15 protein-coding genes are annotated in these 14,803 nt (G+C 42.5%); 9 read left to right on the forward strand and 6 right to left on the reverse strand.

The window, feature by feature from the left end:
* Window positions 1–93: 93 nt before the first annotated feature.
* The 3 genes from JOD03_RS11405 to ypfJ form a co-directional block, all read right to left on the reverse strand.
* The gene (locus tag JOD03_RS11405) at window positions 94–639 is read right to left on the reverse strand and encodes a 3D domain-containing protein (protein ID WP_204591240.1); all 546 of its coding nucleotides are present in this window, start codon (window positions 637–639) and stop codon (window positions 94–96) included.
* A gap of 117 nt (window positions 640–756) precedes the next feature.
* On the reverse strand, window positions 757–1,608 hold the full coding sequence (gene dapF, locus JOD03_RS11410) for a diaminopimelate epimerase (protein ID WP_204591242.1): 852 nt from the start codon (window positions 1,606–1,608) through the stop codon (window positions 757–759).
* Between the two features lie 102 nt (window positions 1,609–1,710).
* On the reverse strand, window positions 1,711–2,547 hold the full coding sequence (ypfJ, locus tag JOD03_RS11415; protein ID WP_204591244.1) for a KPN_02809 family neutral zinc metallopeptidase: 837 nt from the start codon (window positions 2,545–2,547) through the stop codon (window positions 1,711–1,713).
* A gap of 125 nt (window positions 2,548–2,672) precedes the next feature.
* Between ypfJ and JOD03_RS11420 the strand changes: the two genes are divergently transcribed.
* From JOD03_RS11420 to JOD03_RS11430, 3 genes are read left to right on the forward strand one after another with little or no spacing between them, the layout of a single operon-like run.
* Window positions 2,673–3,719: an NAD(P)/FAD-dependent oxidoreductase gene (locus JOD03_RS11420; protein WP_204591247.1), complete on the forward strand. Its 1,047-nt coding sequence runs from the start codon at window positions 2,673–2,675 to the stop codon at window positions 3,717–3,719.
* A complete protein-coding gene (locus JOD03_RS11425; protein WP_204591249.1) occupies window positions 3,709–3,999 on the forward strand; it encodes a hypothetical protein in 291 nt (96 codons plus the stop codon). Before JOD03_RS11420 ends, JOD03_RS11425 begins: the two co-directional genes overlap by 11 nt.
* Window positions 4,000–4,051: 52 nt before the next feature.
* Window positions 4,052–4,369, forward strand: coding sequence for a YbjQ family protein (locus JOD03_RS11430; protein ID WP_204591334.1), 318 nt, complete (start codon window positions 4,052–4,054; stop codon window positions 4,367–4,369).
* Window positions 4,370–4,444: 75 nt separating this feature from the next.
* Here JOD03_RS11430 and JOD03_RS11435 read toward each other — a convergent pair whose 3' ends face one another.
* Window positions 4,445–5,263 (reverse strand): YihY/virulence factor BrkB family protein, encoded by an 819-nt coding sequence (locus JOD03_RS11435; RefSeq protein ID WP_204591250.1) that lies wholly within the window; start codon window positions 5,261–5,263, stop codon window positions 4,445–4,447.
* Window positions 5,264–5,596: 333 nt separating this feature from the next.
* Window positions 5,597–6,949 (reverse strand): aspartate kinase, encoded by a 1,353-nt coding sequence (locus JOD03_RS11440; protein ID WP_204591251.1) that lies wholly within the window; start codon window positions 6,947–6,949, stop codon window positions 5,597–5,599.
* Between the two features lie 450 nt (window positions 6,950–7,399).
* Here JOD03_RS11440 and JOD03_RS11445 point away from each other — a divergent pair, with 450 nt between their 5' ends.
* Complete coding sequence (locus JOD03_RS11445) at window positions 7,400–8,560, forward strand: pyridoxal-phosphate-dependent aminotransferase family protein (protein ID WP_204591252.1); 1,161 nt, start codon at window positions 7,400–7,402, stop codon at window positions 8,558–8,560.
* Window positions 8,553–10,136, forward strand: coding sequence for a phosphoglycerate dehydrogenase (gene serA, locus JOD03_RS11450; protein WP_204591253.1), 1,584 nt, complete (start codon window positions 8,553–8,555; stop codon window positions 10,134–10,136). The genes JOD03_RS11445 and serA overlap by 8 nt, the downstream gene beginning before the upstream one ends.
* A 255-nt stretch (window positions 10,137–10,391) precedes the next feature.
* Here serA and JOD03_RS11455 read toward each other — a convergent pair whose 3' ends face one another.
* A complete protein-coding gene (locus tag JOD03_RS11455; protein ID WP_204591254.1) occupies window positions 10,392–11,177 on the reverse strand; it encodes an HAD family hydrolase in 786 nt (261 codons plus the stop codon).
* An 86-nt stretch (window positions 11,178–11,263) separates the two neighbouring features.
* Between JOD03_RS11455 and JOD03_RS11460 the strand changes: the two genes are divergently transcribed.
* From JOD03_RS11460 to JOD03_RS11475, 4 genes are all read left to right on the forward strand, one after another.
* The gene (locus JOD03_RS11460; protein WP_338032472.1) at window positions 11,264–11,425 is read left to right on the forward strand and encodes a Fur-regulated basic protein FbpA; all 162 of its coding nucleotides are present in this window, start codon (window positions 11,264–11,266) and stop codon (window positions 11,423–11,425) included.
* Window positions 11,426–11,502: 77 nt separating this feature from the next.
* Entirely contained in the window at window positions 11,503–12,657 is a 1,155-nt protein-coding gene (locus JOD03_RS11465) for a DEAD/DEAH box helicase (RefSeq protein WP_204591255.1), read from the forward strand.
* Entirely contained in the window at window positions 12,654–13,880 is a 1,227-nt protein-coding gene (locus JOD03_RS11470; protein WP_204591256.1) for an aminopeptidase, read from the forward strand. Before JOD03_RS11465 ends, JOD03_RS11470 begins: the two co-directional genes overlap by 4 nt.
* 18 nt (window positions 13,881–13,898) lie before the next feature.
* A complete protein-coding gene (locus JOD03_RS11475; protein WP_204591258.1) occupies window positions 13,899–14,774 on the forward strand; it encodes an SGNH/GDSL hydrolase family protein in 876 nt (291 codons plus the stop codon).
* The last annotated feature ends 29 nt before the right edge of the window (window positions 14,775–14,803 follow it).

The raw sequence follows: 14,803 nt of genomic DNA on the forward strand, positions 1-14,803 counted from the left end.
GGCCGCATATTTGAAATTACCCATAAAAAATGGTCATCACTCAATCGCGATGACCATTTTTTATATTATCGGCCGAGTTTTGTCCCAGCCTCTTTATTTAATGATTTTAATTTTAACTGTTTTGCGTCCCCAGTTGAGTGCTTGGGAAGTAGAAGGCATAAATACATCAATTTTATTTCCTTTGATTGCACTTCCTGTATCGCCAGCGATTGCATACCCATAACCCTCTACGTGAACTTTAGTTCCGAGTGGAATTACTTTAGGATCTACTGCAATTACTTTTAAATGTGGGTTTTTGCGAAGATTGATTCCAGTCTTTGTTATGCCTGAACAGCCTTTGCAATAAGCAGTGTAAGCAGTAGATGTTACATAAAACTCTTTAACCACTTCATTGCTAGTGGAGCGTGAAACTTTTTTTGTTGCTGGTTTCTTAACATGTAACTTTTGATTAATTTTGATTGTATCTGATTTTAAATTGTTCCAAGACTTCAAATTAGAAACTGTTGTCTTATGATTCACAGCGATACGATAAAGCGTATCCCCTTTTTTTACTGTATATGTGCCAGTCGAAGCTGATGCTGCTGTAGTTGAAATGAATAGTACAAAAACCAGGACCAGTGTGCTAAGAATCTTTTTCAAGTTCTCTACCCCTATCTGATTAAGATAGAAGTATCATAGCAATTGAACATTACATTCACATTACAACTTATACGTTTTTTGTTTACAAAAATAAATCATTTTATGACATTTGTAGTTCTAAACGACTAATTCAATGGAACCTTTATACACCTCTACAGCTGGACCTCTCATCAAAACTGTTTCATCATTGTATAAAATCGCTAAATCTCCACCTAGTAGATGGACTGTTATCCATTCTCCAGCGGGGCTATGTCCGTTGCGAACAGCAGCTGCCACTACAGCACATGCACCAGTTCCGCATGCCATCGTTTCACCGGATCCGCGTTCCCAAACGCGCATAGATAATTCAGTAGGGGAGTGGACCACTACAAATTCAGTATTGATTCGCTCTGGGAAAGCGGGATGATGTTCAAATACGGGTCCAATGACCGTTAGATTCAAATCATGAATTTCATCAAGGAAGGTTACAAGATGAGGATTCCCCATGCTCACTGCCGTTACTTGATAGTCTCCAATCGATGTTGTGAAAGTATAATCAATCCATTCTGCCTCAGCACTTTTCACTGGAATTTCCGAAAGTACAAAATTGGCAGCTCCCATGTCTACAGTTGCTTCTGACACAAAATTATTTTCAATCACCAAATCAATTGCTTTTTTTCCGCTTAATGTATCAATAACAACTTTTTCTTTCGTCACAATACCATGATCATAAATGTATTTTGCTACGCACCGAATCGCGTTTCCACACATTTTTCCTTCACTGCCATCCGCATTGTACATGCGCATTTTAGCGTCTGCGCCATCCACCGGGTCGATAATGACCAAGCCGTCTGCACCAATTCCAAAATTCCGATTGGAAAGTTGATGGGCAAGACGTGTTGCAGTATCTTGTGAAAGTGTAGTTTCAAATCCATTAATATAAATGTAGTCATTGCCTGCACCCTGCATTTTTGTAAACTCAAGTTTCATTTTAGATCCCCCTTATTCCCACATTCTGTTTCCTCATTGTAGACGAAATGATACGGTTAGGAAACCAAAAAATCCAACCCGTATGGATTGGATTTTATTTCCTTAAGGACGACTATTGAATGTGTCCCCACCTTGAATCGTTCCTGTTTCGTAGCCTTTTCTAAACCAAGTCATACGCTGCTCTGAAGTTCCATGTGTGAAGCTTTCTTCTACTACATAGCCTTGTGCCCGTTTTTGTAAAGTGTCATCCCCTACAGCACTTGCAGCAGCTAGAGCTTCTTCAATATCGCCATCTTCTAGATATCCTAGCCCATCTGCATGGTGCGCCCATACTCCTGAGAAGTAATCGGCTTGAAGTTCAAAACGGACCAGATATTTATTAAATTCTTCCTCTGATAATCGCTGGCGAAGAGGCATCACTTTATCGGTAGTGCCTAAGAGCGTTTGAACGTGGTGACCAACTTCATGGGCGACTACATAAGCCATCGCAAAGTCTCCAGGTGCATTATATTTTGTAGACAATTCTTCGTAAAAACTTAAATCGATGTACAGTTTGTAATCTGCTGGACAATAGAAGGGCCCAACAGATGCTCCTGCAGCCCCACATGCAGATTGCACGCTTCCCGAATAAAGTACGAGTGTTGGTTCTACGTATTCCATGCCGTTTTCTTCAAAAATTTGCGACCAAATCCGTTCTGTATCTGCTAATACAACCGATATAAATTCTTTCGCTTCGTCCTCCATGGCTGTCGTCTGTGCTGGAACAGATGCTTGATTGCCACTTACTTGATCAAGAATGACTCCAGGGTCTCCACTTACAAAGGCGAAGATTAAGGCAATAATCAATCCTAATCCTCCACCAATCCCAGCGATACCTTTTCCGCCCATTCCTCGTCTGTCTTCAACATTTGTACTTCTCGCACGTCCTTGCCATTTCATAGGTGTCCCTCATTTCTACTATTAAAATTGTACTTTACTATTCCCCCGTGACAGCAACTTTAGACAAAGACGGCAAAGTTTTTTTGAAGGGGATTTTGCTTTATACTGACAACAGGAGGGATTTCATGCGAATACAAGTTATTGGAGGCGGAATCGCCGGAGCTTCAATTGCCTATCATCTATTAAAAGAAGGTCATGAAGTAACGGTTTATGACCGAGAAGATCAGGGGCAGGCAACGTGCGTATCTGCCGGCATTATTTCTCCTTGGGTCTCTCAGCGCCGAAACAAGGTATGGTATCAACTTGTTAGGTTAGGGGCAGCCTATTACCCAGAGTTTATTCAAGAGCTCGAATCATTGACGGGTGAACGTACGGGTCACCGTAAATCAGGAGCTATTTTATTTTTTAAAGACGAGGAAGTTTTACCAAAAGCATTCAAGCGTATTACTGATAAACAAGCAGAAGCTCCGGAAATGGGGGAGCTCACATATTTGACGAAGGACCAGCAACAAGCAAAATTTCCAATCCTGACGACTGAATTCCCGTCGCTCTATCTAAGCGGGGCCTCTATGGTAAACGGAAAGCAACTGCGAGACGTTTTACAAGTTGCGGTAGAAAAGCTTGGTGGGGAGTGGAATCAAGTTCCATCTCCTCCTGAACCTTCTGCTGATCTGACGATTTATTGTGCAGGCGCATGGGGGAACGAGTACCAACAAAACGTACCCGTGTCCCATCAAAAAGCGCAACTTCTTCACTTTACAATTGAATCAGATGACGCGTTTCCTGTAGTGATGGGACTCAAAACGCATTACATCGTATCGTTTGGAAATGGTCGATTTGCACTTGGCACGACACATGAAGATACGACTTCATTTGATGTATCGCCTACTAAACAAGCACAGGAAGAATTAATGAAGATTGCCGAGATGTATTTTCCTGGTCAAGAACTGAAAGAGTTGTCAATGGCAGTTGGATTGCGTCCGTATACACCAAATTTTTTACCAATAGTGGAACAAATCAGTGATTCACTTTTTGTTGTCAATGGTCTTGGTTCTTCCGGACTGACAGCGGGGCCGCTGCTCGGCAAAGAAATTAGTCATTGGGTTTCAGGGAAAGAGACGCAACTAGATCTTTCAAAATTTACCTGGAAGGAGGGAGACGGTGACCGTTAAACTGGCCTATTACAAAGTTCATCGGGAAATTGATTTTTATTATATGCAACAAAAAAAAGAGACAGAAGAATTTATTCATCTGACCGAACACGGGGTATCCTGTGAGATACGTAAGTACACATGGAAACAGGTACATGATATCTCCTATAAACCGTTTTCGAGTGGGGAAGGGCTTTTGTATCTTCACACATTTCAAGGGATGTTTAGTTATCGTGTGAAAGATGACCCGTCACAAGCCTTGCGATTCGCTGAAAATTATTTGGAGAAATACACGAGGTGAAACTTTTTCTATCTTCTTACGTAACAACTAGAAAGAAGGAGGAATGGATAAAATGTTAGTAACGACAACGAATACAATTGAAGGTAAGAAGATTGCCGTGTACCACGGAATTGTAACAGGTGAAGCAATCATGGGGGCCAACGTAGTACGTGATTTGTTTGCAACAGTAACGGATATTGTTGGTGGACGTAGTTTTGCCTATGAAAACAAGTTATCAGAAGGACGCCAAATTGCGATTGAGGAAATGAAAGTGAAGGCGAGCCAGTTAGGAGCGGACGCTGTCATTGCGGTCGATCTAGATTTTGAAACGTTGCGTGAAGGTATGATGATGTGCATCGCGACGGGCACTGCTGTTACGTTTGAAAAGTAAACTCCACCAACAAAAAAACAGCAGCTCTTCTCTCAAAGTACACAGAGGAGCTGCTGTTTTTGTGTGGACGAAATCTTAGCTTTTTCGCATATAAGTTTGCGCATTGATAAGACCACCAATCAATAACACGGCTGCTGATAAGTACAACCAAATCATCAAAATGATGATTCCGGCAAGTTGACCATAAATTTGTGTATACGACACATAGCCTACCACTTGGCCGTAGAACCACGAGATGAACTGCCACGTGATAGTCGTGAACACCGCACCCGGAACGAGCGTACGAATCTTCAGACGTTGTTTTGGAAGAATGGAATAAAAGAAGAGAAAGAACAAAAATAAAAACAAACTACCGATAATCCATCTAAGCACTGGCCAAATCGTAAGCCAAAAAGACCAGGTTTCCAGTTCACCAGCTTGAGCTACAAACCATAGAATTCCTTTTTCAACAATGGGTACAAACAAAGAAACAGGGATCATAATCATGAAAATTGCAGTAACACCGAGGTCTTGCAACAAAGTACGCCAAAAAGGAATAGCTGTTTCTTTTGAATAAGCAGCTGCAAAGCTTCGGGCAAGTGACTGGACAGCCATACTTGCTAACCAAAACGCTGAAATCAAACTGACGGATAATACGCCGCCTTGATTGCCTTCCAAAATCCGTAACACATTGTCCTCAATAAATCCGTAAGTGTTGCCGGGCGCGTAGGGTTCAATAAAAGAAAGTAAAGAATCTAAATTGATGGATAAGAAACTCAGCAGGGATAAAACAAATAATAAAAACGGGAAAATGGATAGCATCAAATAATAGGCGGTCTGTGCTGCCTGATCATAGTAGCGCTCTGTAAAGAATCGAGCAAGAGCCGTCTTTGCGCTATGTACATATACTTTCATAGAGTTCACCTTTTTCGAATTATAGGCTATACACTAGCAGGACGTGGTAATTTACGCAATAAATTAGACGAGGGGCATGTCTAAGTGACATGCCCCTCTAGTATGGTGAAACGATTAAATTGAATAAAAATAAAAACCTCAATTGCCGCGGAAGTTGTTCTACTGGTGTCTTCTAACTTAAGCAACGAAAACCCTACCTACTTTTTCGTCATTGCGGCCCCATAGCCGCGCCAGTAAAGAATAAGCATCTTCAAAAACATGAGCAGAATGCCAGATTCAACTCAATAGTCTTACCATTTAACTTTACTATCTTATCATGGAATAAATGTTCTGTCAAGATTTCACCTTGACAGGTAAAAAGAAGGCATTATAAAGGGCACGTACAATCTTAACTTGATCTTCTTCTAACACACCAAACACTAAACTCACCTCTGAAGAACCTTGATTGATCATCTCGATATTGGCACCCGTTGCTGAGATAGCTGCAGTGGCGCGTGCAGCTAGACCTGTCGAGTTCCGCATCCCTTCCCCAACGAGCACAATCATTGATAACCCGTGCCGGAAGTAAGCTACTTCTGCACCAAGTTCCTGAAGCACGCGATTGACGATACGTTGTTCTTTGCGCGCATCAAGGTAATGGCTGCGAATGATTACGGATATGTCATCAAGGCCAGAAGGTGTGTGCTCATAGGATATTCCTTCTTCTTCAATGATTTGGAGTAGCTTTCGTCCAAACCCCAGCTCTCGGTTCATCAAATATTTGCTCACATACAAAATGGAGAATCCTTGATCAGCTGTGAGACCTGTTACTGGGCGTTCAGTTAGAGGTCGGAATCCCACAATCTTTGTGCCCGGAGCAAGAGGATTATTCGTATTTTTGATCGCGACTGGAATTTGTTTTCGGTACACAGGCATTAATGCCTCGTCATGGATGACTGTAAAACCTGCATACGACAGCTCGCGCATTTCGCGGAATGTAATTTCTTCAACTTGTATCGGATTTTCTATGATATTTGGATTGGCAGCATAAACAAAGTCGACATCTGTGAAATTCTCATAAAGTTCTGCTCCAACAGCTGCTGCAAGGATTGAACCTGTGATATCCGAGCCTCCACGTTCAAACGTGCGAAGTTTCCCATTTACTGTATAGCCATAAAAACCAGGCACGATGTGAATGACAGATGATTCATTTAGCGCTTTTAACCGTGCATAGGAGTCTTCATGTAGGGTTGCCCGTTCAGGAGGTGACGTCATAACAATCCCGATGTCCCTTGGGTCTGCAAAAACAGCTTGAACGCCTTGACTTTGTAAAAAAGCTGCAAAAAAACGCGCACTAAATTCTTCTCCGATGGCTTTTACAGCATCCAGACGTTCTGAAAGTTCCCCGTCTGTTGAAGATAACCTTTTTTGAAGTTCATTTATCACGTCAGTTAGTAATTCCTCTGGAAGACCAAGTTGACTTTGAATCGCTGAAAATCGTTCGATGACTCGTCTAGAAGCTTCGGGAGTTTGTTCATAAAAGGATTGGATCAATAAATCCGTCACCTTTTGATCACTCGGAAATCGTTTTCCAGGAGCTGACACTACAATGATTTGTCGTCTTGGATCTTGTTCGATTACTTTTTTGACTTGGTGGAATTGGGCAGCATCCGCCATCGATGTGCCTCCGAATTTACAGACTATCACGCTGTCCACTCCTTATGAATGTATTCTCAGAAAAAACAAATGAATGTTATGAGTGTACAATCACTAAAATTAGAAGTCAATAAAATTATTTTTCATGATAGCGTTTACAAGTAGCCTGAATGTATTGACAATAAAAAAATCGTTGATAGACTTAGGATAACTTCAGATACAGCCAACTATTTTGATGGAGCCATGTTGATTAAGTAGCGTGCCGCAGAGAGCTGGTGGTCGGTGAAAACCAGCCCGCACTTTTTCAATTCCACTCCTAAATAGGCAGACGGAAATGTCTGTCCGATTAGAAGTCGTTACCTTCTTTCATTAAGATACTGAGAGTAGTCAGTAAATGAGGGTGGTACCGCGTGAGCAAAGCTCTTCGCCCCTTGTCAGAGGACAAGGTGTGAAGAGCTTTTTTCAATTGTCTGAAGGAAATTTATTTGAGGAGATGAGCAGATGGAAACGAATCAACTGATTTTACGCATTCCAGGTCCTACACCAATTCCGCCAAGTGTTCAACGAGCAATGCAGCAACCAATGATTGGGCACCGGGACCCTGAGACGGCAGAACTTTTAGCCTCCGTTCAACCTGGCTTGCAAACTATCTTTGGAACAGTACAACATGTCTCAGTGGTGGCAGGAAGCGGGACGTCGGGTCTTGAAGCTGCAGTTGTTAATATAGTCGCACCTGGTGAGAAAGTTATCGTATGTGTGACCGGCGCATTTGGAGAGCGCTTCGTTTCAATCTGTAAAAGTTATCAAATCGAAACAATCGTACTAGAGGAACAGTGGGGGAAAGCTGTTGATCTTAACAAACTAGAAGTAACTTTAGCCGAGCATCCCGATTGTGCAGCAGTTTTTGTAACGTATTGTGAGACCTCGACTTCAGTTTTGAATCCGATTGCTAAAATTTCCAAACTCGTTCACGAAAAGTCTGACGCACTCGTTATTGTCGATGGCGTTTCTTGTATAGGAGGGGCAGAACTAAAAATGGATGAGTGGCAGCTAGATGTCGTTGTGACAGGTTCTCAAAAAGCATTTATGTTGCCAGGGGGACTTATGTTTGTAGCATCTAGCGAAATTGCTAGACAAAAGATGAAAGCCAATCCACGTCCTCGTTTTTATCTAGACTTATTGAAATATGAGAAAGCAACGCGTGAATTTTCTACACCATTCACCCCAGCTACGTCTCTTTTATATGGATTACAGGAAGTTATTCGACTGGTTGAACAAGAATCGATGGAAGGAGTCGTCAACCGACACCTCCAATTACGCGACATGACACGTGCAGCTTTAGTATCAATGAATCTAGAGCTATTGGCAGAAGACGACTTTGCTTCTCCGACCGTAACGGCATTTAGCGTTCCAGGAATCGAGGGGAAGCTCATCCGAAAACAACTCACTCAACGATTTGGTATTCGGATTGCTGGCGGGCAAGGACATCAAAAAGAAACTGTACTTCGCATTGGGCACATGGGCTACTGCTCAACTGCAGATATTTTATTGGTCATCAGTGCGTTAGAAGTAGTTCTTAGAGACCTAGGCCATGCATTTCCGGCTGGACACGGAACTGTTGCAGCACAAAACACACTTATAGGAGGACATGTTCATGTTTAAAGTATTGATCTGTGATCCACTTTCTGAAGAAGGGCTGAAACCTCTTCGTGAGAACCCGACAAGCCAGGTTGACGTATTGACGAACCTCTCAAAAGAAGAACTTCTTGATAAAGTGGGAAACTATGACGCACTTTTAGTCCGAAGCCAAACGACTATTGATGCAGCTGTCATTCATGCGGCGACCCGCTTGAAAATTATTGGAAGAGCAGGAGTGGGTGTCGACAACATTGACTTACAAGCAGCTACAGAACAAGGAATCTTGGTCGTCAATGCACCTGACGGGAACACAAATTCGGCTGCTGAACACTCCATCGCAATGTTGATGGCACTTGCACGAAACATTCCACAAGCGTTTCATGCTCTTAAAAACAAACAATGGGACCGAAAGTCATTCATTGGAGTGGAGTTAAAAGGCAAGACCCTCGGCGTCATCGGACTAGGTCGTATTGGAGCGGAAGTAGCCCAACGTGCAAAAGGTCAGCGTATGAAAGTAGTTGCTTACGATCCCTTTTTAACTTTAGAAAAAGCGGAAAAGTTAGGCGTCACGATGGGAACGGTAGATGAAGTCATTCAAGTCGCCGACTTTATCACAGTCCATACACCTTTAGTGAAAGAGACAAAACATTTACTGAACCGAGCTGCGTTTGAAAAAATGAAGCCAGGTGTACAACTGATCAACTGTGCTCGTGGGGGAATTATTGATGAGGACGCTCTATATGACGCCATCCAGAGTGGTAAAGTGGCAGGTGTGGCTCTTGACGTTTTTGAAGTGGAGCCGTTTGTTGATCATAAACTGTTGACCCTTCCGCAAGTTATTGCGACACCTCACCTCGGTGCCAGCACAGTTGAAGCGCAAGAAGTTGTTGCTGTCGATGTGTGTGATGACGTTGTGCGCTATTTCAATGGGCAAGCGGTAAAGAATCCTGTGAACTTGTCTGCTGTTCCGAAAGATGTATTGAAGAAAGTGGAGCCCTATTTACAGCTAGGCGAAAAGCTCGGATCATTTGTTCAAGATTTAGCAAATGGACTGATCGAAGAGTTCCGAGTTGTTTATTCTGGGGAACTGCAAGATATTGATGTAACACCAATCACGCGCAATGTTTTAAAAGGATTTTTAAGAAGTCGTTTAGGGGAATCGGTCAATGAAGTCAATGCGAAACTGTTTGCCGATCGCTTAGGCATCACAGTCATCGAGCAAAAAACGTCTCAGACAAAAGGATTCACAAGTTTAATTACGGTAGAAGTTCTAACGAAAGCGGAGATGCGTAAAGTATCCGGTACATTGTTAAATGGACTCGGCGCTCGAATAGTTCGCGTCGATGAGTTTATCGTCGATGTACCATTAGAAGCGCATCTCGTGTTCATTCGCCATAAAGATCAACCAGGCGCAATTGGTCGTGTGGGCATGTCTTTAGCCGAAGAGCGAATTAATATCGCAACGATGCAGGTGGGACGTGCTGAACGTGGCGGTGCAGCGATTATGATGCTAACCGTCGATAAACACGTAAAAGCAAAAAGTGTCGAGAAGTTAAAGACCCTTGCAGATATTGAGGACGTCATTGCAATCGAGCTTTAGAGAATTGTTCTAAGACGAAAATTAGTTTCCATAAAACGACTTCGGTAGAATAAATCCTAATTTGGGTAGAATAAATCCCGATTTGGGTAGAATAAATCTCATTTTCGGTAGATGAACGCCCGCTCAGTGACAAGAATAAGGAAAATAAAGTGCCTGTCACCATTTGGTAATGCATTCCATTTGGTGACAGGCACTTATTACTAAGGAGGCTCACGCCGCGCCATCGGAAAGCAGCCCGTAACAGAACTTAACGTACTAAAGTCTGTTCAACTTATCAAAAATATCTAAAACTCCAGAAAGCCTCGCAACTGTATAGGTCGGCTTTGGAGATTCTGGAATTTCTAATCCGTGATGATTAATCCATATTGATTCCATCCCTAAAGAAGCAGCTCCTAAAATATCCGTCTTCAAATTATCGCCCACCATAATCGCATCCTCTAACCCAACTTCGAAGCGAGATAAAAGCTCTTGAAACGGTGTCTGATCCGGCTTGCCGATCCCGACCTCTCCTGAAATGACAATATGCTCGAAATAAGGACTCAACTCTGGTGTCAATTCAAGCTTTGTCTCCTGAAGACTCGGTGCACCATTTGTCAAAAGGCCTAAGCGGTACTTCGAAGACAATTCTTCAAGAACTTCTAGCGTCTCATCATACAAATAAGGAGAAGCAAGTCGATAAGACTTAAAAGTCTTAACCGCTTTCTGCGCAATCGCTTCATCGTGAATTTCTAAACGCTGGAATGCCTGATGCCATGCCTGAAATTGATAGTCCCCAATCAACTTCCCCATTACAGGGAAATCAAATGTCTCATCGGGAAATGTTCCCCACAATCCTTCAAAGGGATTGATGCCAATCTTTTGTGTGAAGTCATAAAAAGGATAAGTGGAATAGACACCAGGGGCAGTATCTAGAATTGCTTGAAGCAATTTCTCCGCATTCTCAGGAAACACATCAGAGCAGGTGTTTTGAAGCGCTTCTTCCACACTGCGTTTATCCCACAGCAAAGTATCATCTAGATCGAACAAAATAACTTTTTTCATAGAACCTCCCAGAATTCCTTTTTTTGTTTATTGTACCGCAAACAAGGGTACAGGTTAGTGCACAAATTATTAAAGGAGTGTTCCAAGTGAACAGCATCAAGAAAAACTCAATGACCGAACTGCGCCGGGACGAATTATTGCAGCGTTTAATTGATCAAGGGATTTACAAAGTCGATGGCCGTCAACTGTTCGAATTATCCTTTTATGAATTACTGAAAATTTATACTGCGAGCCAAGAAACGGCCTAGACAAAAGCCCATCTCCTAGAGGGCTTTTTTTTGTTGACCTATGGTAAACTAGAGGATAGAAAAGAAGAGGTGTTAGAATGACAATTCAACAATTAGATGACATTTGGCAAACGAAATGGAAAAATGAAAATTTCTCACAAGAAATGCCCATACAGAGCAAATTAATTCCACTATTTTTAGCGGGAGAAGATATTGTAGCAGAATCCCCAACGGGTACAGGGAAGACGTTAGCATTTGTCCTACCCTTATTGCAACTAGTTGATGGGAAAAAACCACACATTCAAGCAGTTATTATGGTACCATCCCAAGAGCTTGGCATGCAGATTATTGACGTGTTGCGTAAGTGGACAGAAGGAACAGACGTGACAGTGGCTCAATTAATTGGCGGTGCAAACATGCAACGCCAAGTCGATAAGTTAAAGAAAAAGCCAACAATCGTTGTTGGAACACCTGGTCGATTGAATGAACTTGTAAAAAATCGAAAACTCAAAATGCATGAAGTTCGGCATTTGGTATTAGATGAGGCTGACCAACTACTCAGTCGCGAACATCGTAGTACAGTGCGTTCTATTATTGATGCTGCAGTTGAAAAACAAATTGTAATTCTCTCTGCGACGATCACAGATGAGATTGAAATTGTGGCAGAACGCGTTCTGAACAACCCACATACAATCAAAGTCGAGGCATCTGAACTTCCCGCAGTTGGAAAAGTGGAGCATCACTTTTTGAAAGTGGATCGACGTGACAAAACGGAACTTTTACGTAAATTTAGCCATCTTCCAAATATGAAGGGTCTTGCATTTATCAATAGCTTAGACCAGCTGATGATGAAAGAGGAGAAATTGTTGTTCCGCGATGCACCCATTGCTGCACTGCACGGCGCTATGAAAAAAGACGAACGCCGAAAAGCACTCGATGACTTGAAAAAAGGTATCGTGAATTTATTGATCACAACGGATGTAGCCGCACGAGGACTAGATATACAAGATGTCACACACGTCATTCATGTCGATGTTCCACAAACAATCGAACATTACCTGCACCGGTCAGGTCGAACAGGTCGCGCAGGGAAAGATGGGACAGTTGTCACATTCTTAGAATACAAAGACGAAAAATTCTACAAAAAGCTTTCGAAAGATTTCCCATCAAAGCCTACTCAAGTCGTTTGGGGAGCAGGTCGTTTAGAAATTGGAAACTCTAAGACAGTTGAGAAAGGAAAGAACAAACGATGACTTTCCATGACAATCTTGCAGAATACGCAGATTTAATCGTTCAAGTGGGACTCAATGTCCAACCTGGCCAGTATGTTCAAATCCATACAACTCTTGATTCAGTTGAGTTTGCTCGACTTGTAGTCAAACAAGCCTATAAAGCCGGAGCTAGCCATGTTGATGTTCAATTTAGTGATAACACCATCACGCGCGCATTCTACGAGCAAGCACCAGATGCTTCGTTCGACGATGTTCCAAAGTGGGTAGCAGCTCAGCGTGATGAGTTGATTGATCGAAAAGGAGCCTTGCTGTGGATTGACGCAGAGGATCCAGATTTACTTGAAGGGATTCCCGCAACAAAAATCAGCCGGTATCAAAAAGCGTCGTCAGCTCTTTTGAAGCGCTACCGAAAAGCTGTTATGAACGATGAAATTACATGGAGTATTGCAGCAGTACCTTCTGGGAAATGGGCGAATAAAGTGTATTCAGAGGTCTCCGAACAAGAGGCGATTGAAGCGTTATGGAATAAGATTTTTGAAGTGGTACGTGTGGGGCAAGGGACTGCAGTCGAACAATGGAAAGCACATATTGAACAACTCAATGACCGAGCTGCTTATTTAAATAGTCGCAACTACACAGCGCTTCATTATCAAGCAACGGACACAGATATCGTTGTAGGGTTACCGAAAGACCATATTTGGATGAGTGGAAGCAGTGTCAATAGTGACGGTGTTGCATTCATTGCGAACATGCCGACAGAAGAAGTTTACACATTACCAGACCGCATGCGTGTGGATGGCTACGTGACGAACTCGAAGCCGTTTATCTACCAAGGAAATCGCATCGATGGATTTAAACTGACGTTTAAAGATGGAAAGGTAATAGAGTCTACTGCGCAACAAGGTGGAGAGTTATTGAATGAGTTACTAACAACAGATGAAAATGCTGCTTACCTAGGGGAAGTGGCCCTCGTCCCATTTGACTCACCAATTTCTAATAGCAATACGATTTTCTACAATACTTTGTTTGATGAAAATGCATCCAATCATTTTGCATTAGGTGAAGCTTATCCAACAACCATTCAAGGTGGGAAAGGCTTAACGGAAGAGCAATTACTTGAAAAAGGTGCGAATGTGTCTATCGTCCATGAAGATTTTATGATTGGTACAAGCGACATGACGATTGATGGAATTTTAGAAGATGGTAGTCGTGAACCAATTTTCCGCAATGGGAATTGGGCGTAAGTGAAGGGAGAAACGCATATGAAGAAATGGATAGTTTCTATTGTCTCAGTGCTTGTTCTATCTGTATCACTTCCGGCATTTGCAAGTGCTCAAACAATCTATGTAGCACTTGGTGATTCAATAGCAGCAGGTCAAACGCCAAATCGAGAAATAGATCAAGGATATACGGATCTTATTGCTGCAGAGTTAGCGCGCAATGGGCAGTTGCTGGCATTTTCAAAAGACCTAGCATTTCCAGGATTCACGACTGAACAAGTGCGTGAATCGATTCAATCTGATGAAGCGCAAGAGTTATTAGCTTCCGCTACACTCATTACGATTTCAGCAGGTGCGAATGATTTACTACGAATCGTGACCGCAAATCCAGAACTAGGCACCCTTTCTTACCAACAGCAACAAGCGAATTTTGCGCTCAATCAAGCACGCAAGTCACTCGAAGGACTGCTTCAAGACCTTGAAACTGTAGCACCGAACGCAGAAGTCTATGTAGTAGGGTATTATTTTGCGTATCCACATGTTGCGGAGTTTCAAAAGCAGGGAACAGCCAAAGAATTAAATCGACTCAACCAAATCTTAGAGCAAACCGCACAAGCAAACGGTGCAACATTCGTATCAGTGGAAGACCGAATGAATACTGACTTAAAGAGTTTCGTTCCAAACCCAGCGGATGTGCATCCAACGCAAGAAGGGTATCGTCAAATCGCAAACAGTTTTTTTGACACGGTCAATCCAAACTTGACTGTCTCACCATTTGAAATGCCGCAACCAAATCCTTTAAGTTTTGAGGAAATTCAAGCTGCTCAAGAACAACAATCCGAGGAAGAATCAGTAGACCAAGCTCGTGCACACACACCGCACGGCCTTGCACTTGCAGAGATCATCCCGTATATCTAATAAAAATTTTGATAGCAAATTTTCTAAGT

The sequence above is a fragment of the Chryseomicrobium aureum genome (genome assembly GCF_016909155.1).
GTDB lineage: Bacteria > Bacillota > Bacilli > Bacillales_A > Planococcaceae > Chryseomicrobium > Chryseomicrobium aureum.